Genomic DNA, 23,334 nt, shown 5'->3' with positions numbered 1-23,334 from the left:
CGGGACTATCCCTTCGTGGTGGTGAGCAGCTCGACGTTCCCGTCGAACTGCCAGAGCGGGTTCGGCTGGTCCCCCGCGGGGGACCGCACCTGGAAGTAGCCGTTCACTTCCTTCGGTCCGTCGCCGTCGGCGACGTACCGCCCGTCCGAGGTGATGTCGAGCTGGTAGATCGCCTGCCCCGTCGCGTCGATCCCCGGCAGGTGCCAGGAGACGACGCACCGCCAGTCGTTGCCGGGGCCGTCGGGCTCGACCAGGCCGTCGCCCTTCGTGCACGCGGCCGTGGCGGCCAGCTGCGCTTCGGTGACGTCGGGCCGGTCGAGCTGAGCGGCCTGCAGCCGGTAGAGGTGCGCGAACGCGGTGGCGACCGACCGCTGGACCTTGTCGAGCTCGATCCCGGACCCGGTGGCCGGCGTGGCGACGGCGACGATCCCGGCCGTGGCGGCGAGCAACGCCACCAGCGGCAGGACCCCGACGGCGAACGCGCGGCGGCCCGGGCCGTCGTGCGCCGGGTTGGTGAAGTCGCGGCGCACGAACAGCGTGTAGGCGAGCGCCGTCGCGACAACGGCCCACGCCAGGCTGACGCCGACCGCGATCAGCAGCGGCCCGAGCTGCACCGGGTCGGTGAACAGGCCGTTCCACGCGACGAAGGCGCAGCTCGGCAGGGCGAGGCGGACGGCGACGGGCAGCGGCAGCAGCTGGGCGAGCGCCAGCACGAGCGCGACGACGGCGGGCAGCAGCAGGCCCATCGGCGAGCGGCCCCAGACGATCGAGCCGAGCAGCCCGATCGCGCCGAGGGCCAGCGTCGGCGCGAACACGCAGACCCACGCGAGCAGGACGCGCACCGCGGCGTCGCCGGGCGTCAGCAGGTGGCCGTCGAGGCCGACCAGGGGCCGGCTGCCGGCGGCCAGCACGCCACCCGCCGCGGCGGAACCGGCCATCCCGGCCACGAGCACGACGAGCACGGTGAGCGCGGCAAGCGCTTTCGCCGCGAAGATCCGGCGGGTGGACCGGACCGCGACGAGCAGGTGCCGCCAGGTGCCGAGCCGGTCTTCGGCGGCGAAGACGTCCCCGGCGACGACCGACGTCAGCAGCGGAAGCGCATACGTGCCCGCGAATCCGAGCATCACCAGCGGTCCCGCCCAGCCGGTCGCGTTCATCCACCGGCCGAAGAGCGTGTCGACGGGCAGCGAACTCTGCCCGCTGACCACGGCGACGAACAACGCCGGGGCGAGCCAGCACGCCAGCACCAGCAGGCGGATGCGCCAGGCGGAGAACAGCTTGACGAGTTCGAAGCGGTAGCCGCGGGCCACCGGGACGGGCCGGGCGGTCGCCGTCGCGGTCGTGGTCATCGGCCGGCCTCCGGTTGTTCGGTGAGAGCGAGGAAAGCGGCTTCGAGCGGGGACACGACGGGGGCGAGCTCGCGCACCGCGATGCCGTCCTTCCCCAGCCGCAGCACCAGTTCGTCGAGCGCGGGCACCTGCGCCCGGACGACGAAGACACCGTCGTCCGCGTCGGTGAGGCGGATCCCCGGCAGGTCGGCGATCAGCGGCCGGGTGGCCGCCGGGTCGGCGGTGCGGAGCCGGTAGTCGAGCTCGCCGTGTTCGGCCGAGAGCGTGCTCAGCGGGCCGCTGAAGACGACGCGGCCGGTGGCGAGGATGGTGACTTCCGAGCACAGCGCTTCGAGGTCGTCCATCCGGTGGCTGGAGAGCACGACGGTGGTGCCGCCGCCGGTGAGCCGGCCGAGGACACCGTGCACGTGCTTCTTGCCGGCCGGGTCGAGCCCGTTGGCCGGCTCGTCGAGCACCAGCAGCCGCGGCTCGGTGAGCAGGGCCGCGGCGAGCCCGAGCCGCTGCCGCATGCCGAGCGAGAACCCGCGGACGCGGTCGTCGGCGACGTCGGCGAGCCCGACCTCGTCGAGCACGTCGCCGATCTTCGCGGTCCGCCGGTCACCACCGCGCAGTGCGGCCAGCGCGGCGAGGTTCTGCCGTGCGGTGAGCGAAGGGTAGAGACCGGGCCCGTCCACGAACCCGGCGACGCCGCCGGGCGCGGAAAGCGCATTCCCGATCGGCGCCCCGAGGATCTCGAGCCGCCCTTCGTCGGCGACGGCGAGGCTCAGCAGCAGGCCGAGCAGCGTCGTCTTGCCGGCGCCGTTCGGCCCGACCAGGCCGTGGATCCGCCCGGCCGCCACGTCGAAGTCGATACCGTCGAGCGCGACGACGTCACCGAAGCACTTGGTGATCCCGCGCGCTTTCACTGCCAGGGGTGTGTCCATGGAGCTCGTTGCCTCCTCGGCGTGCGCCCAGAACTTAGGGACCGCAAATGAATCCGCGCGGCGCCCCGCATGAACACCCGGCAAACGCCCGACGACAGACGGCGACCAGTGCGGTGAAATGTCTGATTCGCCGCGTCGCCTTGCCCCGGGTTAATCCTCTCCTTGCTTTTGGCTTCCCGGTCCGGGCCGCGCCGGCGGTCACCCGTCCCCCGGCCTCGGCAGTCGGCCGCCCAGATACCGCCATTCGGCGGTAGTTGAGAGTCCGACTTGTCTGCTTGGATCCCGGCAGAACGTTTTTACAACGTTGTAAAACCGAAGGGACCTCGCCGATGAGAAGAGCCGCTTCCGTACTCGTCGCCTTCCTGGTGGCGCTGGGCGTGGCGTCCGGTACGCCGCCCGCGGGGGCCGCCGAGCCCGTGCACGGCTTGAAGGCCGAGTACTTCACGCCGTCGACGCCCGACGCGCACGACTTCGCCACCCTCGCCGGGACCGCCCTCGACTCGGAGGTCAACCACCCCGACCTGACCTCGGTCTTCGGGCTGGTCGCCGGGCGCACCGAGCACACCACCGCTCGCTGGAGCGGGCAGCTCGCCGTGCCGACGACCGGCGATTACACGTTCTACGCCATCGGGGACAACGGGTTCCGGCTGTTCATCGACGGCGCCCCGGTGATCGACCACTGGGTCGGCGACTGGGACACCGAACAGACCAGCGCGCCGGTCACGCTGACCGCCGGCAAGCAGTACGACTTCAAGCTCGAGATGTTCCAGGACACCGGCGGCGCCAACATGTTCCTGCGCTGGTCGAGCGCGGGTATCGCGAAGCAGATCGTGCCGCTGTCGGCGTTCACGCCGCCGGCCGACTTCGCCGTCGTGCCGCGCACCGCGGACGTGTCCAAGGACGGGCGCACGCTCACCGCCGGCTTCGACGGCCGCCTCTCGGGCACCGGCGACCTGAAGGACCACCTGCTGATCGAGGTCGACGCGACGCCGATGCCGATCTCGTCCATCACGGCCGGCCGCGACCGGGCGACGATCCAGCTGGCCGAGCGCGTGCTCAAGGGCCAGCGCGTCACCGTCTACTACGACGGCGCGGGCGCGCTCGCGGTGAACGGCGTCAAGATCGGCAAGTCCGGACGCACCGTTTCGAACGCGTCGACGGAACGGCTCAAGACGCCGTGGGGCGAGAAGGCCGACCCGCGCAACCCGTTGCCGGAGTACCCGCGGCCGCAGCTCGAGCGCGAGAAGTGGGTCAACCTCAACGGCCCGTGGGAGTTCTCCGCCGCCAAGGAGGGCCAGCAGCCGACGTTCGGCAAGAAGCTGCCCGAAAAGGTCGTCGTGCCCTACCCGATCGAGTCGCAGCTCTCGGGGCTCGAACGGCACGAGGACCACATGTTCTACCGCCGCACGGTCAGCGTCCCGCGTGACTGGAAGATCGGCGGCGGGCAGCGCCTCAAGCTCAACTTCGGCGCGGTCGACTACCAGGCCAAGGTCTGGGTGAACGGCAAGCTCGTCGCCGAGCACACCGGCGGCTACCTGGCCTTCAGCGCCGACATCACCGACGCCCTCAAGCGCGGTGACGAGCAGGAGATCGTCGTCGCCGTCACCGACACGACCGGCCCGTACCAGCCCAAGGGCAAGCAGTCCCCCAACCCCGGTGGCATCTTCTACACCCCGTCGTCCGGCATCTGGCAGACGGTGTGGATGGAGCCGGTGGCGGACAAGGGCATCGACGAGATCAAGACGACGCCCGACCTCACCACCAGCTCGCTGTCGGTGAATGTCAAGTCCGCGGGCAACGCCGTCGTCACCGCGGTCGCCAAGGACGCGCGCGGCCGCCAGGTCGGCACGGTCAGCGGCCCGGCGAACGCGAACCTGAAGCTGGCGGTGCCGAACGCGCACCTGTGGACGCCGGACGACCCGTACCTCTACCAGCTGGAGATCAAGCTGGGCGGCGACAAGGTCAAGAGCTACTTCGGCATGCGGTCCACCGGCATCACGAACGTCAACGGCACGCCCAAGCTGACGCTCAACGGCAAGCCGTTCTTCTCGCTGATGCAGCTGGACCAGGGCTTCTACCCGGACGGCCTCAACACCGCGCCGAGTGACGACGCCCTCGTCTTCGACCTGAAGGCGCAGAAGGACCTCGGGTTCAACTCCGTCCGCAAGCACATCAAGGTCGAGCCGGCCCGCTGGTACTACCACGCGGACCAGCTGGGACTGCTGGTGTGGCAGGACTTCGTGTCCCTCGACGACGGCAACAACCCGGCGGCGCAGCAGGCGTGGCTCAGCCAGGGTCTGGAAGAGATGCACCAGCTGCAGAACTACCCGTCCGTCTACGCCTGGATCGTGTTCAACGAGGGCTGGGGCGAGTGGGACAAGGCCGCGACCGGCCGGATCACCGACCAGGTCAAGGCCGCCGACCCGAGCCGGATCGTCAGCGCCCACAGCGGGGTGAACTGCTGTGCCTCCAAGGGCGACTCGGGTGCGGGTGACGTCATCGACCACCACGACTACAACAACACCGACCCGGCCCACTCGGACGGCAAGCGCGTCGCGATGGACGGCGAGCACGGCGGCTTCACGCTGCGCACGCCGGGTCACCAGTGGCCGGGTGCGCCGATCGCGATCTACAGCGGGGTGGCGGACAAGGCGGCGCTGACGGCGAAGTACGTCGACAACACCCGCACGTTCTACCTCGGGCAGGCCAGGGCCGAGCTGTCGGCTTCGGTGTACACGCAGGTCACCGACCTCGAAGGCGAGCTCAACGGGCTCTGGACCTACGACCGCAAGCGCATCAAGGTCGACCCCGGTCCGGTCCGCGAGATCAACCGGCGCGTGATCGAGGCCGGCGCCAACGCGGGCAAGCCGTACCCGTACGCGGGCAAGGGCGCGTGGAACCTGGACGAGCGCGGCGGAACGACCGCGAGGGATTCGAGCGGCGGCAACAACGCGCTGACGCTCACCCCGACCGGGGCCGCGTTCAAGGACGGCGCGCTGCAGTTCACCGGTGGCTCGGCCGACACCTACGGCCCGGTCGTCGACACGACCGGTGACTACACCGTGTCCGCGAAGGTGCGGCTCGACCAGCTGCCCGGCAACTACGCGACCGCGGTGAGCCAGGACGGCCGCGAGCGGGAGAGCCCGTTCTACCTGCAGTACGGCCAGGGCGCGTTCGCGTTCAGCACGCCCGGCGGCAACCGGGCCCGGTACGAGGTCGTGCCGGAGATCGGCCGCTGGTACTCACTCACGGGTGTGCGGGCCGGCAACGAAATCCGGCTCTACGTGGACGGCGTGAAGGTCGCGACGGCCGCGGCCGGACCGGCGGTGGCGAGCACCGGCGCGTTCACGGTCGGCCGGGCCAAGTACGACGGCCGCAACGTCGACTTCTGGAGCGGCGCGGTCGACGACGTCCGGCTGGCCGGCCAGGCCCTGACGGACGCGGAGGTGGCCCAGCTCTCCTGACGGCACACCGGCGATGCGGGTGCCCGCGATCTCGATCGCGGCACCCGCATCTGCGTGCCCGCGGAGTTCAGTGCACGGGGACGAGCGGCGCGTCGAGCAGGCTCCGATCCCCGTCGAGGCCGTGGGCCAGCGCGCCCGCCACGTCCTCGTGGGGCGTACCCAGCCGGATCGCACTCGCCGCCGTCAGCCTGTCGTAGTGCTCATCGGAGAGTTCGACGTCCAGCGCGTCGAGGTACCCCTGCAGGTGCACCGGGGTGCGCGGGCCCACGATCGGGATCAGCGAAGTCCGGGCCTCGGCCGCGCGCCGGCGCAGCCACGCCAGCGCGATCTGCACCGGCCCGATCCCGGTCTCCTCGGCGACGTCCAGGACCGCGTCCAGCACGGCCGCCTTCGCGGCGTCCGCCGGCCGGGCGCTGAGCCTGCCCTGCTCGCCGCGCCGGTACTTCCCGGTCAGCAGGCCGGCCGCCAGCGGTGAATACAGGACGACGCCGAGCCCGTGGGCCTCGGCCATCGGGAGGAGCTCCCGTTCCGCGGACCGCTCGGCCAGGCTGTACTCGGTCTGGATGCCGGCCAGCGCCGGGTACCCGCCCAGCTCCGACCGGACCGCGGCACCCGCGATCCGCCAGGCCGGGAAGTTCGACAGGCCGCCGTAGCGGATCTTGCCCGCGCGGATCAGGTCCTCGAAGCCGGCCAGGATCTCCGCCATCGGCGTCACGCCGTCGGGGAAGTGCGGCATGAAGACGTCGACGTAGCCGGTCTTCAAGCGCCGCAGGCTTTCCTCCAGGGAGCGGATCATCGTCTTGCGGCTGTTGCCGGTGGTGCCCGCCCGTGCCGCCGCCTGCCGGGTCCCGCTGTACTTGGTGATCAGCACGAAGTCGTCGCGCTCGCGGCCGACGAGTTCGCCGAGCACGGTCTCGGCCTCGCCGTCCTGGTAGATGTTCGAGACGTCGAAAGTGGTGCCGCCGGCCGCGACGAACCCCTCGAAGATCGTTTTCGCGCCCGCGACCCCCGCGCCGGTGGGTGCCGAGCCGAAGTTGGCCGTGCCCAGCACGTACTCCGAGACCCGCAGCCCGGTCTGCCGTCCGAACGTCCGATAACGCACCACAAGCCTCCTTGAACCAGTATGGTCAGGACGCTAGCAGAAAAAAACGAATGGTCATTCTTTTATGCCGAGAGTCACGCAAGCCCACCTCGACGCCCGCCGCCGGCAGATCCTCGACGCGGCCCGCGCCCGCTTCGCCACGCACGGCTTCGCCCACACGTCCATGACCGACCTCGTCGAAGCCTCCGGTCTCTCGGTCGGGGCGATCTACCGGTACTTCAAGGGCAAGGACGAGATCGTCACCGCCATCTGCGAGGAGGCGACGCAGGCCCTGCCCGCCGAGCTGACGGCCGCGTCGGTGCGCGAGTTCGCCGAGCACATCCGCGCCATCGCCCGCGAGGAGGACCACGCGCGGCTCGTCGCGCAGATCTACGCCGAAGCCGCCGTCTCCCCTCCCCTGGCCGCGCTCGTCCAGCGGCAGCTCGACGAGCTGCGCGCCGCGGTCGCCGCGCTCCTGCCCGGCCGCGAACCGGCCGAGGCGGCCCGGATCGCCGAAGCGTTCGTGGCCCTCTGCCACGGCTACACCCAGCAGCTCGCCGTCCGCGGCGACCTCGACCCCGGCCCGTTCGCGGCGGCCCTGCTGGCGATCATCGAGTCGTGACCTGGCTGATAAGCGCTTGCCGGAACCGCGTTCCGGCGGGTTAAGCTGCGTTCGTGCCCCTCACCGTCCGCTTCGCCCGTGGCCGCCGGCCGCGTGGCTGCCAGGCGCCCGCGCGGCGCGTGCGCGGACGCCGGGTGCGGTACGCGATCGGCGCCGAGGCGGGCCAGGTCGACGGGATGCGATGGCGCCGGCTGCCGCGCGTCGCGAGGGATCACCGGCTCACCCGGTGAGCTCGCGCGTTCGTGCGCTCCGGTGATCCCCGACCAGCCACGAACCACCCGGGACGTCCCGGGTCAGGAGCACATCGCCATGCCCGACTTCTTCTTCCCGGCCCCGCCGGGACACTTCCCCGACCCCAAGGGCTACTTCGGTGCCTTCGGCGGCCAGTTCGTCCCGCAGGCGCTCGTCGCCGCCGTCGACCAGGTCGCCGCCGAGTACGAACGGGCGAAAGCGGATCCCGCCTTCGTCGCCCGGTTCGAGGACCTGCTCGCCCACTACGTCGGCCGACCGAGCGCGCTGACCGAGGTGCCGCGCTTCGCCGCGCACGCCGGGGGCGCGCGAGTCTTCCTCAAGCGCGAAGACCTCAACCACACCGGCTCGCACAAGGTGAACAACGCGCTGGGCCAGGCCTTGCTGGCCCAGCGGATGGGCAAGACCCGCGTCATCGCGGAGACCGGCGCGGGCTCGCACGGCGTCGCGACCGCCACCGCGTGCGCGCTGACCGGCCTCGCCTGCACCGTCTACATGGGAGAGACGGACATGCGCCGCCAGGCGGTGAACGTGGCGCGGATGGAGCTGCTCGGCGCCCGGGTGGTGCCGGTGACGTCGGGGTCCCGCACCCTCAAGGACGCCATCAACGAGACGTTCCGCGACTGGGTCGCCCACGTCGGGGACACCCACTACCTGTTCGGCACGGTCGCCGGGCCGCACCCGTTCCCGGCCATGATCCGCGACTTCCAGCGCGTCATCGGCGTCGAAGCCCGCCGCCAGCTCCTCGAGCGGACCGGACGGCTGCCCGACGCCGCGATCGCCTGCGTCGGCGGCGGGTCCAACGCGATCGGCCTGTTCCACGCGTTCCTCGACGATCCCGGCGTCCGCCTGATCGGCTGCGAAGCGGCGGGCCACGGCGTGCGCAGCGGCAAGCACGCGGCGTCCCTGTCGGCGGGCGAACCCGGCGTCCTGCACGGCTCCCGCTCGTACGTTTTGCAGGACGACGAAGGCCAGATCCAGGAGGCCTGGTCGATCTCGGCCGGTCTCGACTACCCCGGCGTCGGCCCGGAACACGCGCACCTGCACGACTCCGGCCGCGCCGAGTACCGCCCGGTGACCGACGACGAAGCCATGACCGCGTTCCGTCTGCTCGCCTCGACCGAAGGGATCGTCCCGGCGATCGAAAGCGCGCACGCGCTGGCCGGGGCCCTGCGGGCAGGCGCCGAACTCGGCCCGGACGCCCTCCTGCTGGTGAACCTGTCCGGGCGCGGCGACAAGGACATGGACACCGCCTCCGTCCACTTCGGACTGGAGGCCGCGCGATGAGCCCGCTCACGGAGACACTCGCCCGGGCGAAGCGCGAGGGCCGGGCCGCGCTCATCACGTACCTGCCGGCCGGGTTCCCCACCGTCGACGGCGGGATCGAGGCGCTGCGGGCCACCCTGGACGCGGGCGCGGACATCGTCGAAGTCGGCGTCCCCCACAGCGACCCGGTGCTGGACGGCCCGGTCATCCAGACCGCCGACGACATCGCGCTGCGCGGCGGGGTGCGGATCGCGGACGTCCTGCGCACGGTCCGCGAAGTGCACGCGGCCACGGGCAAGCCGGTGCTGGTGATGTCCTACTGGAACCCGGTGTCCCGCTACGGCATCGAGCGGTTCGCGCGCGAGCTGGCCGACGCGGGCGGCGCGGGCTGCGTGCTGCCCGACCTGCCGGTGGCCGAGTCGGCACCGTGGCGGCGGGAGGCGGCGAAGCACGGGCTGGCGACGGTGTTCGTGGTGGCACCGAGCAGCACGGACGCACAGCTCGCGGAAACGGCCGCGGCCGGCACGGGCTTCGTCTACGCGGCCGCGCTGATGGGCGTCACCGGCACCCGGTCCACTGTGGACGCGAGCGCCGCCGTCCTGGCCCGCCGCCTGCGCGCGGTCACCGACCTGCCGGTGTGCGTCGGCATGGGGGTGTCGGACGCGGACCAGGCCGCGGAGGTCGCCGGGTTCGCCGACGGGGTGATCGTCGGCTCGGCCCTCGTCAGCCCGTTCCTCGACGGCGGCGAGGGTTTGGCGGGGCTCGAGCGCCTCACCAGCCGGCTCGCGGCCGGGGTGCGCGCGCACGCCGGCTGAGTGGCGGGCCGGGCCTGCGGGCCCGGCCCTTCACTCGATCCCCGCCGCGCGGAGCCACACGACCCGGCAGGTCTCGGACGCCTCGTCGAGTGCCTCACGGCTGGCTCGCGGCTGCGGTGCGCGCCCCCACCGGCTGAGTGGCGGGCCGGCTCGCGGCAGCGCGGGCCCGCCGTCACTCGATCCCCGCCACCCGGCAGGTCTGGGACGCCTCCGGCCGGCTCGCGGCCGGGGTGCGCGCTCACGCCGGCTGAGTGGCGGGCCGGGCTCGCGGTGGCGCGGGCCCGGCCCTTCACTCGATCCCCGCCGCGCGGAGCCACACCACCCGGCAGGTCTCCGACGCCTCGTCGAGTGCCTCCGGCGACACCGCCGACGCGTGGTAGAACGTCCGCTCGATCATCCAGCACAACGCGCCCGCGACGGCCCGCGCGCCGCCGGGGCCCTCGTCGTCCGCGGCGCCGGCCCGGACCAGGATGGCCGTGATGGCGTCGATGAAGATCTCCGCGGTCTGCATCCACAGCGCGCCCAGTTCGGGGATGGCCGAGGACTGGTCGATCGCGACGCGCATGATCAGGCCGTGCTCGTGCCAGCGTTCGCGGGTGCGGCGCAGGGCCGTCGCGATCGCGTCGCGGGGCGGCGCCGGGTCGCCGGCCGCCGCGCGGGACTTCTCGTGCAGTGCTTCGACGGTCTTGGCGAAGAGCGCGATCAGCGCCTCCTGCTTCGAGCTGAAGTAGAAGTACATCGACGCGCGCGACAGCCCGGCGCGCTCGGCGATGTCGTTGGTCGTGAGCGCGTCGAAGGTCTTGACCGCCAGCAGTTCCTCGAGGACTGCGAGGAGCTTCGCCTCGCGCAGGTCCCCTTTGGACGGTGCCGCACGCCGGCGCCCGGGCTCAGGCATCGTTCGCCGCGATCTGGTGCCCGTCCGGGAAGTCCGTGGACCGCGAGAGCTCCTCCCACGCTTCGATGTCGGCGGTCACCGCGGCACGGCCGGCCGCCACGAGGCGCAACGCGTCCGAACCGAGCACCAGGTGCACCGGCGGCTTTTCCGCTTCGACCACCTCGAGCACCGCCGCGGCGGCCTTGGCGGGATCGCCCAGCTGGTTGCCGCTGGCGGCGTGGCGGGCCGCGCGAATCGGCTCGAACAGCTCGTCGTAGTCGGCGATCGACCGCTCGCTGCGGACCATCGAGCGGCCCGCCCAGTCCGTCCGGAACGAGCCGGGTTCGATGACGGTCACCCGCACCCCGAACCCGGCCACCTCCTTGGCCAGCGTTTCGAGCATCCCCGCCACCGCGTACTTGCTGCCGCAGTAGTACGCCAGCCCCGGCACGGTCATCAGCCCGCCCATCGAGCTGACGGCGAAGATGTGCCCGGAGCGCCGCTTCCGCATCCCCGGCAGGACCGCGTGGACGGTGGCCGCCACCCCGAACACGTTGACGTCGAACTGCGCGCGCAGCTCGGCCATCGGCGACTCCTCGAACACGCCCTCGTGCCCGTAACCGGCGTTCGCGATGAGCACGTCGATCGGGCCGACGGTGCGCTCGACCTCGGCGACCACGGCGGAGACCGCGTCGTCGTCGGTCACGTCGAGCTGCCGCGCGTGGGCGCGCCCGGGCGCCAGTTCTTCGAAGGCGGCCCGGTCGGCGGGCTTGCGCACGGTGCCGGCGACGGTGTGCCCGGCCGCCAGCGCGCCTTCGGCGAAGGCGCGGCCGAGGCCGCTGCTCACGCCGGTGATCAGGAACGTTCGCTTCGTCATGACCTCAACTCTACACCTCGTAGAAAAAATTCTACACAGTGTCGACTACGAGGTCAGCGCCACGCCGAGGTTCTCCACCGCGAGGTACGGGTTGAGGTGCGGGTGCCTGCTGCCGACGGCGACGTCCCGCCAGCAGCGCTGCAGGACGTTCGTCGTGGCGAACCCGCTCGCGCCGTGCAGGTCGAGCATCCGCTCGACGGCGGCGCGGCTGTCCTGGCCGGCGTCCGCGAGCGCCCGGCGCAGCCGCGGACCGTCCACAGGGGACAATTCGGCCGAGCTCGCTTCGCGGGCGACTTCGAGCATCGTCCGTTCGGCGCGGCCCACGAGGTAGCTCGCCTCGGCCAGCCAGTGGCGGGCGCCCGGCGACTCCCCCATGCGCGAGTAGGCGGACATGAAGGGCTTGCGGTCCGAGGCGAACATCGCGGTGACGGCGTCGAGCGCGCCCTGCGCGGCGCCCACCACCGGGCCGAGCACGGTCGTGGCGTACAGCATCGCGTCGGCCAGGGGGAACGGCGCCCCCGCCGCGATGCGTTCCGCGGGCACGAAAACGTCGGCCGCCACCAGGGTGTGGCTGCCGGTGGCGCGCATGCCGGCCATGTCCCAGGTCCGGTCGACGACGAGGTCAGCCGCTGGGACGACCGCGAAGGAGAACTCGCCGTCCACCAGCACCGCGAGCGTGGCCCAAGCCGCGTCTTCGCAGCCCGAGACGTTCGGCCAGCGGCCGGTGACGCGCACGCCGTCCGCGACGCGCACGCCCCGGGCGCCGGGCACGCCCGAACCGCAGAAGAGCGCGTCCGAATCGGCGAAGAACGGCGCCGCTGCGGGAAAAGTGCGGGCGGCGAGGGTTTTCGCGGTGACGCAGGCCCCGGCGATCCACGCGGTGGACGGGCAGGCCCGGCCCAGCCCGGTCAGCCGCCGGGCGACGGTCTCCGCGTCCGCCCAGGCGCCGCCGTGCTCCCGCGGGGTCCGCAGGGCGAAGACGCCGTCCTCGCGCAAGGCGGCCAGTGCCTCACCGGCCGGCCGCAGGTTTTCTTCCGCTTTCGCGGCATGGGCGCGCAGGACCTCGGTGGTCGCGGCGTTCACGTAGTCGATCACCCTGCCGACCCAACCACCGCCGGCGCCGGCCGTGCCATGCGCGAACGGCGCCGATTCATACGCGGCCGTGCACCGTTAAGCTGGCGCCATGGACCTGATCAGCGAAGTGGTCCGCACCGTCCGGGTGGGGACGGCCGGCGTCCGCCTGATCAAGCTCGCCTCGGCCGGCATCCGGTTCGCCGCGTTCGACGGCAGCGGCTTCCACATCCTCATGCGCGGCACGTGCTGGCTGATCGGCCACGGCGACCCGGTGCCGCTGCGGCCCGGTGACATCGTGCTCACGTCCGCCGGCGCCGAGCACGGGCTCAGCCCGGTCCCGTGCGCACTGGCGGACCTCACGCTCGTGGCGCCAGGCCCGCTCCCGCCGTCGCCGGGGCCCGTCTCCTTCGAGTTCCTGTGCGGCGCCTACCGGCTCGACCGCGGTCGCGCGCCGCAGTACCTGCGCGCGCTGCCCGACCTCATCGTGCTGACGCCGGACCACGACCGCGACCCGGGGCTGCGTTCCCTGGTCGACCTGCTGGCCGAAGACGTCACCACGGACCGCCCGGGCTCCGCCGCGACCCGGCGGGCGCTGCTCGACCTGGTCCTCGTCCAGGCGCTGCGGCAGTGGCACGAGCGCGACGGGACGTCCGGGTGGCCGGCCGTCACCCACCCCGGGATCGCCGCGGCGCTGCGGGAAATCCACGAAAACCCGCAGCTGCCGTGGACGGTGGGCCGGCTCAGCGAGGTGGCGGGCATGCCCCGCACGGCGTTTTCGCGGACGTTCACCACGACGGTGGGCCGGCCGCCGATGACCTACCTGACCACCTGGCGGCTCGGCCGCGCCGCCAGGCTGCTCCGGGAAACCGACGCGTCACTGGCCCGCATCGCCCCGCAGGTCGGCTACGCGACGGAGTTCGCGTTCTCGGCGGCGTTCCGGCGCGAGTACGGCGTGGCGCCGGGCCGGTTCCGCACCGCCCTCACGAACGGCTGAGGCCCACCTCGACGACCACCTTCCCCGCCGCGTGCCCGTCTTCGACCGCGGCCAGGGCCGCCGGGGCGTCGGACAGCGGGTGGACGGCGCTGATCACCGGTACGAGCACGCCGTCGAGGGCCAGCCGGGCGGCGTGCTCCAGGTTCTCGCGGCCGAGCCGGCGCTCGACGAACCGCCCGCCGACCTCGCCGACGGACTGATCGCCCACCGAGACGACGGTGCCGGGCTCGCGGGCCAGCGGGGCCACCGCCCGCAGCGACGCACCCCCGACCAGGTCGACGATCCCGTCGAAGCCCTCCGGAACCAGCGCGCGTGCCGCCGCGACGACGTCCTCGGCGGCGTAGTCGACGAACTGCGCCCCGGCGGCCTCGGCCTGCTCCCGCTTGGCGGCACTCCCCGTCCCGACCACCCGCAGCCCGCGCGCCACGGCCAGCCGGGCGACGGCGAGGCCGACCCCGCCGCCGACCCCGTTGACCAGGATCGTGGCGCCGGACGGGAGGCCGAGCTGGTCGAGCGCGTCCACCGCGGTCGTCCCGGCCACCGGCAAGGTCGCCGCCACGGTCGCGGACAAGCCGGCCGGAACGCGCGCGGTGTTCACCGCGGTCAGCACGGTCGTCTCGGCGTAGGTGCCACCGCCGGTGAGCGCGAAGCCGAAAACCGCGTCCCCCACCTGAAGCCCGTCGACGTCTTCTCCGAGGGCGAGCACGGTCCCGGCGGCTTCCATCCCCAGCACGCGCGGGAACGGGCGCCCGCCGTCGAGGCCGGGAACCAGCCCGGCGCGCAGGAGGTGATCGAGCGGGTTGACCCCGGCGACGCCGACCCGGATCAGCACCTCACCCGGACCGGGGACGGGATCGGGCCGCTCGAAGAACTCCTGCACCTCGGGCCCGCCGTACTTGCCGAAACCCCACGCCTGTCCCATTTCCACGCCTTTCCGACGACCGGCCCGGCACGTTCCGGACCTGCGGCCATCGTCACCGCTCACACCGGTGTCAGGGGCAACCGCCTGAGGCGCGGGTCACATCTGCGCGCGGTGCCGGCTGTTGACCTCCAGCAGGCCGTCCAGCGCGTCCCGGGTCTCGGCCAGGCGCGCGATCTCCGCGTCGATCCGATCGCGCTCGCGCTTCATCACCGCGAAGGCGCACTCGACGACACCGACGTCACCGGGGGTCTCGACGCACGGCAGCACGGTCGCGATCACCCGGCTCGACAGGCCCGCGTCGAACAGCTGCCGGATGAGCGAAACGCGCTGGGCCGCGTCGTCGGAGTAGTGCCGCTGCCCGGCTTCGGACCGGATGCTGCTCAGGAGACCCTGCGCTTCGTAGTACCGCAGGGAGCGCGCACTCGCGCCCGTGCGCCGGGACAGCTCGCCGATCCTCATGCTTCGAAGTTACCCCGCCGCCGGCTCGCGGTTCACCACCCGCAGGATCAGCCACTGGTCGAACCACGCCCCCGCGGTCGTCACCACCAGCATCGCCAGCCCGATCACCAGGTGCCGGTAGCTGTGCAGCGGCGCCGCTTCGTCGGTCAGCTTCGCCAGCCCGAACTGCAACCCCAGGCGCAGGGCGAAAAGGACGGCGACGAGCGCCAGCGCCTGCTTCGAGCGCCAGATCGCGCGCAGGTACTTGCGACGCCGGGACAGCAGCGTGAACCAGAGCGTCAGGTGCACCGCGACGAGCACCAGCGGCAGCACGGCGACCCAGCTGTGGCGGTCGCTGAACTGCAGGCTCAGGTCGTTGCTCGCCACCAGCAGCCCGACGAGAACGAAGTACCAGCCCGGCAGCCCCTCGATCTTGCCGTTCCCCGGCGGGATCGTGGGTTCCGGCATCGGTGTGCGTGTGCTTCGGTCGTCCATACCCGAAGCCTGGCGCGGATCACCGCGGCCGCGATTCAGCCGCCGGTAGGAGATCGCGCCGGGCGTCTCGTACCCGGGTACGAGTTTCGCCGCGGCCGGGATCGGGCACGATCGGCAGATGACCTTCGCAGGCCGGCCGGGCATCCCGTGGACCGGCCGCCGCGGCCCGCTGGTGGCCGAGGTGGCCGTCCTCGGCGTGCTCGTGGTGTTCGACGCGGTGCTCGCGACGCGCGCCGCTCCCAGCGAGCTCACCACCGTCGCCGTCGAGTTCGCGCCGGGACTCGGGCCGGTCGTGGCCGTGCTGGCCGTGCTGCGCCGCCGGTTCCCCGGCCACATCGCCGCGCTCGCCACCGCCGTCTCCGGGCTTTCGCTGCTGGGCACGGCGGTCTCGGCGGCGCTCGCCGCGGCGGGCGCGCGGCTGCCGCCCCAGCCCGGTGCGGCCGAGGCCCTCGCGCTGGCGCTGGTGGTCGGCGCGTGCTGCCACCGCCTCTCGCCGAAAGCGGCTGCCCTGCAAGCGGTTCTCGGCGGCTGCGCGGCCACGCTCGCGCCGATCGTGCGGTACGGCGCCGGCACCCCGGCCGGGCTCTACGCCACCGGGGCCGCCGTGCTCTGGGGCGGCGCGCTGGCCGGCGGGCTGGTCCTGCGCGACGCCGACGTCCGCCACCGCGCGGCGGTCCACGAGCTGCGCAACACCGAGCGGCTGCGGCTGGCCAGGGAGCTGCACGACCTCGTCGCCCACCAGGTCACCGGCATCGTCGTGCGGGTCCAGGCCGCGCACCGGGTCGCCGAACGCTCGGGCGGCGACACCGCGACCTTCGCCGAACTCGAAACCGCCGGCGCGGCGGCGCTCTCCGCGATGCGCCGGCTCGTCGGCGCGCTGCGCACCGGCGACGAAGCCTTCTTCGTGCCGCCGGCCGACCTGCTCACCGCCGTCGACCGCGCGGTGCCCGACGACGAGCGCGTCCACCTCGACGTCAGCCCCGATCTCGCCGCGCTCCCGGTCGCGCCCGAGGTCGTCACCACCGCGCACCGGCTGCTCACCGAGTCCCTCACCAACGTCCGCCGCCACGCGCCCGAGGCGACCGAGGTGCGGGTGCTCGTCCGCCACGAACCACCCGGTGCGCTGCGCGTCGAGGTCGTCAACGACGGTGCCGCCCGCCCCGCCCGCCGGGGTGGCTACGGGCTGCTCGGGATGGCGGAGCGGGTGGCGGCGGTGGGCGGTACGGTCGACGCGGGACCGGCAGCGGGCCGGCGCTGGCGCGTCGCCGCGCGGCTGCCGCTCGAACCGGGCTGAGGCGAGGGGAGACCGGGGTGCCGACGCGAGTGCTGATCGCCGACGACCAGGCGATGGTCCGCGCGGGCTTCCGGCTCATCCTCGAAGGTGAGCCGGACATCGAGGTCGTCGGCGAGGCGGCCGACGGCGACCAGGCCGTGCGGCTGGCCCGTGAGCTGCGCCCGGACGTGACCCTGATGGACATCCGGATGCCCGGTGTGGACGGACTGCGCGCCACGGAGCTGCTGGCGGGCCCGGGCGTCCCGGAGCCGCTGCACGTCGTGATGGTCACGACGTTCGGGCTGGACGAGAACGTCCACGCGGCGCTGCGGGCCGGCGCCTGCGGGTTCCTGCTCAAGGACGCGGGGCCGAACCTGCTCGTCGAGGCCGTGCACGCGGCCGCGCACGGCGAGGCGCTGGTCTCCCCCGCGATCACGACCCGGCTGCTGGAGCACTTCGCGCGCCGCGACCCCGGGCGGGCCGGCAACCCGGAAAACCCGCTCACGCCCCGGGAATCCGACGTCGTGCGGGCCGTGGCACGCGGTCAGACCAACGAGGAGATCTGCCGCTCACTGGTGGTGTCGATGCCCACGGTCAAGACCCACATCGGCGCGGTCAAGCGCAAGCTCGGGGTCCGCAACCGCACCGAGATCGCCATCTGGGCCTGGGAAAGCGGGCTGGTCCGCTGACCGCGGGACGCGCACGACGAGCGTGCGCGCCACGATGTCGCCGAACCGCTGCCGCCGCTTGCTCACCAGCATCACGATGGTCCCGGCCAGCCCCCAGGCGAACCCGTCGACCAGCATCAGCAGCTCGCGCGCGACGAAGGCGCCCAGCGACGGGTGCCCGCCGTCGACGGTGACGACCCGCAGGCGCAGCCAGCGCATCGCCGGCGTCTGCCCACCGTGGCGGTAGGGCCACCACGCGTTGACGAACCACTGGCCGGCGAAGTCGAGCGCCAGCATCGTGTAGAGCACGACCTTCAGGAACGTCAGCAAGCCGGGGCCGTGCGGGTGGAACAGCCAGACCACCGCGATGGCGAGCAGCAGCATGGGCAGGAAGACGAGCAGCTCGTCCAGCAGGAACTGCGCGAGGCGGCGCCCGACGACGCCCAGCCCCGGCCGGGAACCGGTCATGGCCCCCATGATCTCGGTCCCGGCGGCCCGGCGCGCGCTGAGCCCCACCGCGGACCGGACCACGTCCTCATACCGGGGGCCGAGGCGGAGCCGGGCGGATCGTGCTCCGGGCTGATCACCGGCGGGCGGCGGCGGGCCAGGCTCGGGCGCACCCACCCCCCGACGGAAGGAAACCCGGTGCGCCTCTCCCGGACAGGACTGGTGGCCGCGACGGCCGCCCTCTTCGCGGCGGCGGTGCCCGCCGCGGCCGCCGATCCGCTAGCGCCCTACACGACGCAGCAGCTGAGCTGGGGCGACTGCCCGTTCAAGCCGGCGGCAGGCACGCCGGCCGCGCAGTGCGCGCGGGTGACCGTCCCGCGGGACTGGGCCGCCCCGGCCGCGGGGCCGGAGCTCGAGGTGTCGATCAGCCGGGTGGCCGCCACCGGCGAGCGGCGCGGCGCCATCCTGCTGAACCCCGGCGGCCCGGGCGGCCAGGGCACGCCGCTCGCCGGGTCGCTGGCCGCGCTGGAGCCGACGGTCAGCGCCCTCTACGACTTCGTCGGGATGGACCCGCGCGGCACCGGCCACGCGGGCACGGACGACCACGGCTTCCAGTGCCAGGTCCCGGCCGGGCGCCTGCCGTCGGGCCCGCTCGACGCCCGCGACCGGTCCGCGGCGAGCATCGCGGCCCACCAGCAGACGCCACGGGCCGTCGCCGAGGCGTGCCAGAGCGACGCGCTCGCGCCGTTCGTCACGACCTGGCAGACCGCGCACGACATGGACCTGGTCCGCACGCTGCTCGGGGACGAGAAGCTCAACTACCTCGGCTATTCCTACGGCACCTGGCTCGGCGCCAAGTACGCGGCGCTGTTCCCCGGGCACAGCGGCAAGTTCGTGCTCGACTCCAGTGTGGACTTCGAAGGCAGGCTGCAGGCCGACTTCGAGGCGTTCCCGGTCATCGACCAGCGGCAGTTCGACGACGTCTACCTGCCGTGGCTCGCCCGGAACTTCCCCGCCCAGCTGGGGAAGACCGCCGCGGAGGTCAAGGTGAAGTGGGAGCGCGTCCGCGCCTACTACGCCACGCAAGGCCTGGCGCCCGACACGTTCGACGGCGTCTTCGTCGGCAACGGCAGCCCGCTCCAGTGGGTCCTCGGCGCGTTGGTCTTCCTGCTGGGCGCCCAGGCACTCGACGGCGGCCCGCCCGCCGACCCCACCGACCTCGACGCGGTCTCGCGGACGACGTTCGGCGTCCCGGCCGCCGAGCTGACCACGGACCGCGTCGTCGCGGCGGCACCGAAGCTGGCCCCCGACTACACCCAGGCCCCGGGCACCCGCTACGCCGTGGCCTGCGGCGACCAGCCCACCCGGTCGACCGCCTGGTACCGGCACCTCAGCGACCGGCAGGGCCCGCGCTACCCGCTGTTCGGCTGGGCCTACGGCCTCGGCGAAACGTGCGGCCCGTGGTCCGAACCACCGCGGCACGACCTGCCAGGGGTCCCCGCCGAAGCGGTCGCGAACATCCTCGTCGTGCAAGGCGAATTCGATCCGCAGACCGGCTACGAGCAAGCGACGTCCGGGGCCCGTGCCGCGGGTGTCCCGCTGGTGTCGGTCGACGACTCGCCGTTCCACGGCCAGTACGCACTGGCCGGAAACCCGTGCGTCGACGGCCTGGTGAACGTCTTCCTGGTCAAGAACTCCCGCCCGCGATCCACCACGTGCCCGGGCGTACCGCTGCCTGGCGAAGACCGGGTGTACCCGGTGGCCGGCCCGGTGCGAAGCGCGGCCGCATCGGTCCAAACGCGACTTTCCGCCGGGCCCAACGAGTTGCGCGCACAGGTGCAGGCGGAGATCAGCGCGCTGAACCGGCAGCGCTGAGTCCCGTCCGCCTCAGTGCCCCGCGAACCGGTGCAGGGCGTCGAGCACGGCCGGGGCGGGGGTGGCCGGGTGGGCCGCGTCGTGCAGCAGGTGGTCCACTCCGGGCAGCGGCACCCGGCCCGGTCCGGTGGTGTGTGCGCGGCGCAGGGCGGTGGTCAGGGCTTCCGTGGTGGCGCAGGGGACTTGGGTGTCGTTCGTGCCGCAGGTCAGCAGCACCCTGGTCCCCGGCCGCAGGGCCGCGGCGGTGTCCGGTGGGTAGACGGCGTCATCGCTGTCGACGAACCGGCCGCTCGGCCCTTGGAAAGCCGTGAAGAGCTGGGCCAGGGCGGGCGGCAGGCCGGTGGTGTCGACCGGCCGGTGGGCACGCAGGGCGGTGACGGCGGCGTCGATCGCCGCGTCGACGGCGTCCTGCTGTTCCGGGGTGAGCTGGCCCAGCCGCACCGCCTCGGCGGTCTGGGCGTGCAGCTGCAGCGCGACCAGGTCGAGCAGGCGGATCGCCTGCGGTTGCAGGAGCGCCACGCCGGCCGGGCGCGGGCGGACGGTGCCGGCGAGCAGCAACGCGGTCATCCCGCCCTCGCTGTGCCCGACCACCATGAGCGCGGCCGGGTCGGTCTCCGGCTGGTCGCGCAACGACTCGTAGGCGGCCTTCGCCTGCCGGACGAACGCCGGGTAGTCGAGGGCTTCCGGGTGGTCGCGGTAGGCACCGAGCCCGGTCCGCCCGGTGCCGTACTTGTCAAAGCGCAGCGTGGCGACCCGGTCGGTGCCGAGCGCGCCGGCCACCAGCGCCAGGGTGTTCTGGGCCGCGGGCGGCTGGCTGCCGTCGCGGTCGGTGGGTCCGCTGCCGGGCAGCAGCAACGCGGCGCGCAACCGTTGCCCGGCCAGGTGTTCGGGAACGTGCAGGGTGCCGTACGTCGCCGTCCCGTCGACGGTGAAGACGACTTCGCGGTCGGCGGCCGGCACGAGACAGGGGGCCGCCTCGGCGGGGGTGGCGGTCACGGCGGCGGCGAACGCCACCACGATCGTGACGGTGCGGGAGAACATCGTGCGGCCTCTTTTCAGCGCAGGGCGTTCTCGACCAGCGCGACGGTCGCGCGGGGGTCGTCCACCTGGACGACCATGCGGGAGTAGCGCTCGTCGGCGAGTTCGATCACGACGGCCTTCGACGCGTCGCGGACGTCCCAGAAGATCTTCTCGCCGTCTTGGTGGAACGTGCCCGCCGTGATCACGCCGGGGACGTGGGCGCCCGGGGCCCGGATGCCCTTGGGGTCGGCGGCGATGCCGGGGTCCGCGGTCGCGCCGCGGACGTTGGCCAGCGGAATGGTCACGCTGCTCTTGAAGGCCCAAAGCTTGTCGAGACCCTCCATGACGACGACGAGATCTTCGCCGTCGATGCGGACCAGTGCCATGTCGATTTTCCTTTCAGTCGAGTGGATCGAGGCGCCGGGCCAGCGCGGCGCCGACACCGTCGGGGTTGCCGCGCAGGCGAACGCCCAGTGCGGCGGCGGTGAGGGCGGCGGCCAGCTCGGCGGGAACGCCGAGCGCATCGGCGATCGCCTGGTCGACGACGGCGAACGCGGCCGCCACCTCGGCGGCCACCTCCTCGTCGGCCGGCGCCCGGTCGACCGCCGCGAGCACGAGCAGCCCGAGGTCGGCCGACGTGACCAGCCGCAACGCTTCCGCGGCGTCCGCCGCCCCGGCCAGCGCTTCGGCCAAGGGGCCGACGTCGTCGGCGAGGTGGCGGCGCAGGGCGACCAGGTAGAGGCCCCGTTTGCTGCCGAACGTCTTGTACAAGCTGTTGCGGTGCACGCCGAGGTGGGTGACCAGGTCGTCGACCGACACCCCGTCGAACGCGCGGCCACCGAACAGCTCCACGGCGGCGCGCACCACCTCGTCCTCGTCGAACGCCCGCTGCCTGCCCATGCCAGGACGATAGCCGTTTGAGGAACGATCAGTCAAGAACAATCGTTCCTCAAAATCTTTCACCTCGTGGGGCGCAAGGCCCGCGCGGCTTCACCCGCCAGCCTCAGCAGTTCGTCCAGCACCTCGGCCGCGAGATCGGCCAGCGACCGCTCCTCGCGCAGCCACCGGGTGAACGCGATCCCGAACACCGTCGCCCCCGACTCCGCCGCGAGGGTGGCCGCGGGCTCGGCGACGCCGCGGGCGCGCAGGGCGTCCGCGACCGTCGTGGCCAGGGTCGTCAGCTTGTGCCGCTCCCGTTCCTGAAGAGCGGGATTGCGGTCGATCACGGACTGCCGCGCGCGGGAGTGCGGGCGGCGCTCGTCCGGGAAGAAGGCGGACGCCGACTGCAGCGCGGACGCGACGACCTCGAGCGGTGACGCCTCCGGCGGGACAGCGTCGATGCCGTCGAGGAACGCCTGGACCAGCAGTTCCTGCCCTCCGAACAGCACTTCGCGCTTGTCGCTGAAGTGCCGGAAGAAGGTGCGCTCGGTCAGGCCGACGGCCTGCGCGATCTCCGCGGCGGTCGTCTGCTCGTAGCCGCGCGCGGCGAACAGTTCGAGCGCGGCCTGCTGCAGCCGCTCCGCGGTCCCGGGTTCCCAGCGCACCATGCCGCCGAGTCTAGTGATGACAGCGACTGACAGACAGGCGTACGGTGTGAATGTCAGCGACTGACGTCGGTCACTGACATCACGTCCCTCTTGAAGGAGTTCACGCCATGCGCGTTTTCGTCACCGGTGCCTCCGGCTGGATCGGCACCGCCGTCGTCGGCGAACTGCTCGGCGCCGGCCACGAGGTCACCGGGCTGGCCCGCTCGGCCGAGTCCGCCGCGAAGCTCGAGGCGAAGGGCGTCCGGGTCCGGCGCGGCGACCTCGACGACCTGCCCGGCATCCGCGCCGGCGCCGAGGCGGCCGACGCGGTCATCCACCTGGCGAACAAGCACGACTTCGCCGACCAGGCCGCGTCGAACGCGGCCGAGCGGGCCGCCGTCGAGACCATCGGCGACGCGCTCGAGGGCACCGGCCGCCCGTTCCTGCTGGCCTCGGGTATCGCGGCCTTGGTGCAGGGCCGCCCCGCCACCGAGGCCGACGCGTCCCCGTTCCACGGCCCGGACTCCCCGCGCGGCGGCGCGGAGAACCTCGCGCTCGGCTTCACCGACCGCGGCCTGCACCCGGTGAGCCTGCGGTTCTCCCCGACCGTGCACGGCACCGGCGACCACGGGTTCATCGCGTACCTCTCGGCGATCGCCCGCGAGAAGGGCGTGGCCGGCTATCCCGGAGACGGCACCAACCGCTGGGCCGCGGTGCACGTCAGCGACGCCGCACGCATGGTCGCCCTCGGCCTGGAGAAGGCACCGGCGGGCAGCCGCCTGCACGCGGTCGCCGAGGAAGGCGTGCCGACGAAGGAGATCGCGGAGGCGATCGGCCGGACGTTCGACCTGCCGGTGGCCTCCATCGACCCGGCCGACGTCCCGGCCCACTTCGGCTGGATCGGCGGGTTCTTCTCGATGGACCTGGCGGCCACGAGCACGGCCACGCAGGAACTGCTGGGCTGGACGCCGACCGGCCGCACCCTGATCGAGGACCTCGACGGCGGCGCGTACTCGGTCTAGGCGACGGGGAAACGCTGTGCCGCACCACTTCGCGGCAGGCCGGTGCGGCACAGCGCGACC

At 73.1% G+C, this 23,334-nt stretch carries 24 protein-coding genes; 10 read left to right on the top strand and 14 right to left on the bottom strand.

The genetic code is table 11. The annotated features are described in order from the left end of the window. Positions 1–5: 5 nt before the first annotated feature. On the bottom strand, positions 6–1,349 hold the full coding sequence (locus tag SD460_RS21275; RefSeq protein WP_318306596.1) for an ABC-2 transporter permease family protein: 1,344 nt from the start codon (positions 1,347–1,349) through the stop codon (positions 6–8). Beyond that, positions 1,346–2,272 carry an ABC transporter ATP-binding protein gene (locus tag SD460_RS21270; protein ID WP_290054693.1) on the bottom strand — a complete coding sequence of 309 codons (927 nt, stop codon included), beginning with the start codon at positions 2,270–2,272 and terminating at the stop codon, positions 1,346–1,348. The genes SD460_RS21275 and SD460_RS21270 overlap by 4 nt, the downstream gene beginning before the upstream one ends. Positions 2,273–2,601: 329 nt before the next feature. On the opposite strand from SD460_RS21270, the gene SD460_RS21265 reads away from it, so the two are divergent. After that, complete coding sequence (locus SD460_RS21265; protein ID WP_290054690.1) at positions 2,602–5,736, top strand: LamG-like jellyroll fold domain-containing protein; 3,135 nt, start codon at positions 2,602–2,604, stop codon at positions 5,734–5,736. Between the two features lie 67 nt (positions 5,737–5,803). On the opposite strand, the gene SD460_RS21260 is transcribed toward SD460_RS21265, so the two are convergent. After that, the gene (locus SD460_RS21260) at positions 5,804–6,838 is read right to left on the bottom strand and encodes an aldo/keto reductase (RefSeq protein WP_290054688.1); all 1,035 of its coding nucleotides are present in this window, start codon (positions 6,836–6,838) and stop codon (positions 5,804–5,806) included. Positions 6,839–6,902: 64 nt separating this feature from the next. On the opposite strand from SD460_RS21260, the gene SD460_RS21255 reads away from it, so the two are divergent. The 4 genes from SD460_RS21255 to trpA all read left to right on the top strand — a co-directional run bounded on the left by SD460_RS21255 (position 6,903) and on the right by trpA (position 9,769). Continuing rightward, the gene (locus tag SD460_RS21255) at positions 6,903–7,439 is read left to right on the top strand and encodes a TetR/AcrR family transcriptional regulator (RefSeq protein WP_290054686.1); all 537 of its coding nucleotides are present in this window, start codon (positions 6,903–6,905) and stop codon (positions 7,437–7,439) included. Between the two features lie 53 nt (positions 7,440–7,492). Then, the gene (trpM, locus tag SD460_RS21250; RefSeq protein WP_290054683.1) at positions 7,493–7,669 is read left to right on the top strand and encodes a tryptophan biosynthesis modulator TrpM; all 177 of its coding nucleotides are present in this window, start codon (positions 7,493–7,495) and stop codon (positions 7,667–7,669) included. Positions 7,670–7,748: 79 nt separating this feature from the next. Continuing rightward, positions 7,749–8,975, top strand: coding sequence for a tryptophan synthase subunit beta (gene trpB / locus SD460_RS21245; RefSeq protein WP_290054681.1), 1,227 nt, complete (start codon positions 7,749–7,751; stop codon positions 8,973–8,975). Then, complete coding sequence (trpA, locus tag SD460_RS21240; RefSeq protein WP_318306595.1) at positions 8,972–9,769, top strand: tryptophan synthase subunit alpha; 798 nt, start codon at positions 8,972–8,974, stop codon at positions 9,767–9,769. The genes trpB and trpA overlap by 4 nt, the downstream gene beginning before the upstream one ends. Positions 9,770–10,058: 289 nt before the next feature. Here the strand turns inward: trpA and SD460_RS21235 are convergent, their stop codons facing one another. The 3 genes from SD460_RS21235 to SD460_RS21225 are packed head-to-tail and all read right to left on the bottom strand — an operon-like array spanning position 10,059 to position 12,615. After that, positions 10,059–10,664, bottom strand: a complete 606-nt coding sequence (locus SD460_RS21235; RefSeq protein ID WP_290054676.1) for a TetR/AcrR family transcriptional regulator — start codon at positions 10,662–10,664, stop codon at positions 10,059–10,061. Further along, entirely contained in the window at positions 10,657–11,520 is an 864-nt protein-coding gene (locus SD460_RS21230) for an oxidoreductase (RefSeq protein ID WP_290054674.1), read from the bottom strand. The genes SD460_RS21235 and SD460_RS21230 overlap by 8 nt, the downstream gene beginning before the upstream one ends. Before the next feature lie 45 nt (positions 11,521–11,565). Next, complete coding sequence (locus SD460_RS21225; protein WP_290054672.1) at positions 11,566–12,615, bottom strand: acyl-CoA dehydrogenase family protein; 1,050 nt, start codon at positions 12,613–12,615, stop codon at positions 11,566–11,568. Between the two features lie 88 nt (positions 12,616–12,703). Here SD460_RS21225 and SD460_RS21220 point away from each other — a divergent pair, with 88 nt between their 5' ends. Beyond that, positions 12,704–13,588, top strand: coding sequence for an AraC family transcriptional regulator (locus tag SD460_RS21220; protein WP_318306594.1), 885 nt, complete (start codon positions 12,704–12,706; stop codon positions 13,586–13,588). On the opposite strand, the gene SD460_RS21215 is transcribed toward SD460_RS21220, so the two are convergent. The 3 genes from SD460_RS21215 to SD460_RS21205 form a co-directional block, all read right to left on the bottom strand. Further along, positions 13,575–14,510: an NADP-dependent oxidoreductase gene (locus SD460_RS21215; RefSeq protein ID WP_290054667.1), complete on the bottom strand. Its 936-nt coding sequence runs from the start codon at positions 14,508–14,510 to the stop codon at positions 13,575–13,577. The genes SD460_RS21220 and SD460_RS21215 overlap by 14 nt on opposite strands. Positions 14,511–14,606: 96 nt before the next feature. Beyond that, positions 14,607–14,969, bottom strand: a complete 363-nt coding sequence (locus tag SD460_RS21210) for a MerR family transcriptional regulator (protein ID WP_290054664.1) — start codon at positions 14,967–14,969, stop codon at positions 14,607–14,609. A gap of 9 nt (positions 14,970–14,978) precedes the next feature. Next, positions 14,979–15,416 carry a hypothetical protein gene (locus SD460_RS21205; RefSeq protein WP_290054661.1) on the bottom strand — a complete coding sequence of 146 codons (438 nt, stop codon included), beginning with the start codon at positions 15,414–15,416 and terminating at the stop codon, positions 14,979–14,981. Positions 15,417–15,561: 145 nt separating this feature from the next. Here SD460_RS21205 and SD460_RS21200 point away from each other — a divergent pair, with 145 nt between their 5' ends. Then, entirely contained in the window at positions 15,562–16,737 is a 1,176-nt protein-coding gene (locus SD460_RS21200; protein WP_318306593.1) for a sensor histidine kinase, read from the top strand. A gap of 17 nt (positions 16,738–16,754) precedes the next feature. Further along, complete coding sequence (locus SD460_RS21195) at positions 16,755–17,405, top strand: response regulator (protein WP_290062876.1); 651 nt, start codon at positions 16,755–16,757, stop codon at positions 17,403–17,405. Here SD460_RS21195 and SD460_RS21190 read toward each other — a convergent pair. Then, positions 17,286–17,852 carry an RDD family protein gene (locus tag SD460_RS21190; protein WP_290062877.1) on the bottom strand — a complete coding sequence of 189 codons (567 nt, stop codon included), beginning with the start codon at positions 17,850–17,852 and terminating at the stop codon, positions 17,286–17,288. The two genes, SD460_RS21195 and SD460_RS21190, sit on opposite strands and share 120 nt — an antisense overlap. Before the next feature lie 177 nt (positions 17,853–18,029). Here SD460_RS21190 and SD460_RS21185 point away from each other — a divergent pair, with 177 nt between their 5' ends. Continuing rightward, the gene (locus tag SD460_RS21185; protein WP_318306592.1) at positions 18,030–19,706 is read left to right on the top strand and encodes an alpha/beta fold hydrolase; all 1,677 of its coding nucleotides are present in this window, start codon (positions 18,030–18,032) and stop codon (positions 19,704–19,706) included. Between the two features lie 12 nt (positions 19,707–19,718). On the opposite strand, the gene SD460_RS21180 is transcribed toward SD460_RS21185, so the two are convergent. From SD460_RS21180 to SD460_RS21165, 4 genes are read right to left on the bottom strand one after another with little or no spacing between them, the layout of a single operon-like run. Continuing rightward, positions 19,719–20,747: an alpha/beta hydrolase family protein gene (locus SD460_RS21180; RefSeq protein ID WP_318306591.1), complete on the bottom strand. Its 1,029-nt coding sequence runs from the start codon at positions 20,745–20,747 to the stop codon at positions 19,719–19,721. Between the two features lie 14 nt (positions 20,748–20,761). Further along, on the bottom strand, positions 20,762–21,112 hold the full coding sequence (locus tag SD460_RS21175) for a hypothetical protein (protein ID WP_318306590.1): 351 nt from the start codon (positions 21,110–21,112) through the stop codon (positions 20,762–20,764). Positions 21,113–21,125: 13 nt separating this feature from the next. Then, positions 21,126–21,626, bottom strand: a complete 501-nt coding sequence (locus tag SD460_RS21170; protein ID WP_318306589.1) for a TetR/AcrR family transcriptional regulator — start codon at positions 21,624–21,626, stop codon at positions 21,126–21,128. A gap of 59 nt (positions 21,627–21,685) precedes the next feature. Beyond that, positions 21,686–22,273, bottom strand: coding sequence for a TetR/AcrR family transcriptional regulator (locus tag SD460_RS21165; protein ID WP_290056552.1), 588 nt, complete (start codon positions 22,271–22,273; stop codon positions 21,686–21,688). Positions 22,274–22,380: 107 nt separating this feature from the next. On the opposite strand from SD460_RS21165, the gene SD460_RS21160 reads away from it, so the two are divergent. Then, entirely contained in the window at positions 22,381–23,274 is an 894-nt protein-coding gene (locus tag SD460_RS21160; protein WP_290056551.1) for an SDR family oxidoreductase, read from the top strand. Positions 23,275–23,334 lie beyond the last annotated feature (60 nt).

The sequence above is a fragment of the Amycolatopsis solani genome (genome assembly GCF_033441515.1).
GTDB classification, from domain to species: domain Bacteria; phylum Actinomycetota; class Actinomycetes; order Mycobacteriales; family Pseudonocardiaceae; genus Amycolatopsis; species Amycolatopsis solani.
The sequence above is the reverse complement of the archived record's forward strand: the minus strand, read 5'-3'. Positions and strand labels throughout refer to the sequence as shown.

Coding starts and splice junctions, on each gene's coding strand:
- SD460_RS21275 (WP_318306596.1), bottom strand. CDS start 1,349: ATGACCACGACCGCGACGGCGACCGCCCGGCCCGTCCCGGTGGCCCGC.
- SD460_RS21270 (WP_290054693.1), bottom strand. CDS start 2,272: ATGGACACACCCCTGGCAGTGAAAGCGCGCGGGATCACCAAGTGCTTC.
- SD460_RS21265 (WP_290054690.1), top strand. CDS start 2,602: ATGAGAAGAGCCGCTTCCGTACTCGTCGCCTTCCTGGTGGCGCTGGGC.
- SD460_RS21255 (WP_290054686.1), top strand. CDS start 6,903: ATGCCGAGAGTCACGCAAGCCCACCTCGACGCCCGCCGCCGGCAGATC.
- trpB (WP_290054681.1), top strand. CDS start 7,749: ATGCCCGACTTCTTCTTCCCGGCCCCGCCGGGACACTTCCCCGACCCC.
- trpA (WP_318306595.1), top strand. CDS start 8,972: ATGAGCCCGCTCACGGAGACACTCGCCCGGGCGAAGCGCGAGGGCCGG.
- SD460_RS21235 (WP_290054676.1), bottom strand. CDS start 10,664: ATGCCTGAGCCCGGGCGCCGGCGTGCGGCACCGTCCAAAGGGGACCTG.
- SD460_RS21230 (WP_290054674.1), bottom strand. CDS start 11,520: ATGACGAAGCGAACGTTCCTGATCACCGGCGTGAGCAGCGGCCTCGGC.
- SD460_RS21220 (WP_318306594.1), top strand. CDS start 12,704: ATGGACCTGATCAGCGAAGTGGTCCGCACCGTCCGGGTGGGGACGGCC.
- SD460_RS21215 (WP_290054667.1), bottom strand. CDS start 14,510: ATGGGACAGGCGTGGGGTTTCGGCAAGTACGGCGGGCCCGAGGTGCAG.
- SD460_RS21210 (WP_290054664.1), bottom strand. CDS start 14,969: ATGAGGATCGGCGAGCTGTCCCGGCGCACGGGCGCGAGTGCGCGCTCC.
- SD460_RS21205 (WP_290054661.1), bottom strand. CDS start 15,416: ATGCCGGAACCCACGATCCCGCCGGGGAACGGCAAGATCGAGGGGCTG.
- SD460_RS21200 (WP_318306593.1), top strand. CDS start 15,562: ATGACCTTCGCAGGCCGGCCGGGCATCCCGTGGACCGGCCGCCGCGGC.
- SD460_RS21190 (WP_290062877.1), bottom strand. CDS start 17,852: ATGACCGGTTCCCGGCCGGGGCTGGGCGTCGTCGGGCGCCGCCTCGCG.
- SD460_RS21180 (WP_318306591.1), bottom strand. CDS start 20,747: ATGTTCTCCCGCACCGTCACGATCGTGGTGGCGTTCGCCGCCGCCGTG.
- SD460_RS21175 (WP_318306590.1), bottom strand. CDS start 21,112: ATGGCACTGGTCCGCATCGACGGCGAAGATCTCGTCGTCGTCATGGAG.
- SD460_RS21170 (WP_318306589.1), bottom strand. CDS start 21,626: ATGGGCAGGCAGCGGGCGTTCGACGAGGACGAGGTGGTGCGCGCCGCC.
- SD460_RS21165 (WP_290056552.1), bottom strand. CDS start 22,273: ATGGTGCGCTGGGAACCCGGGACCGCGGAGCGGCTGCAGCAGGCCGCG.
- SD460_RS21160 (WP_290056551.1), top strand. CDS start 22,381: ATGCGCGTTTTCGTCACCGGTGCCTCCGGCTGGATCGGCACCGCCGTC.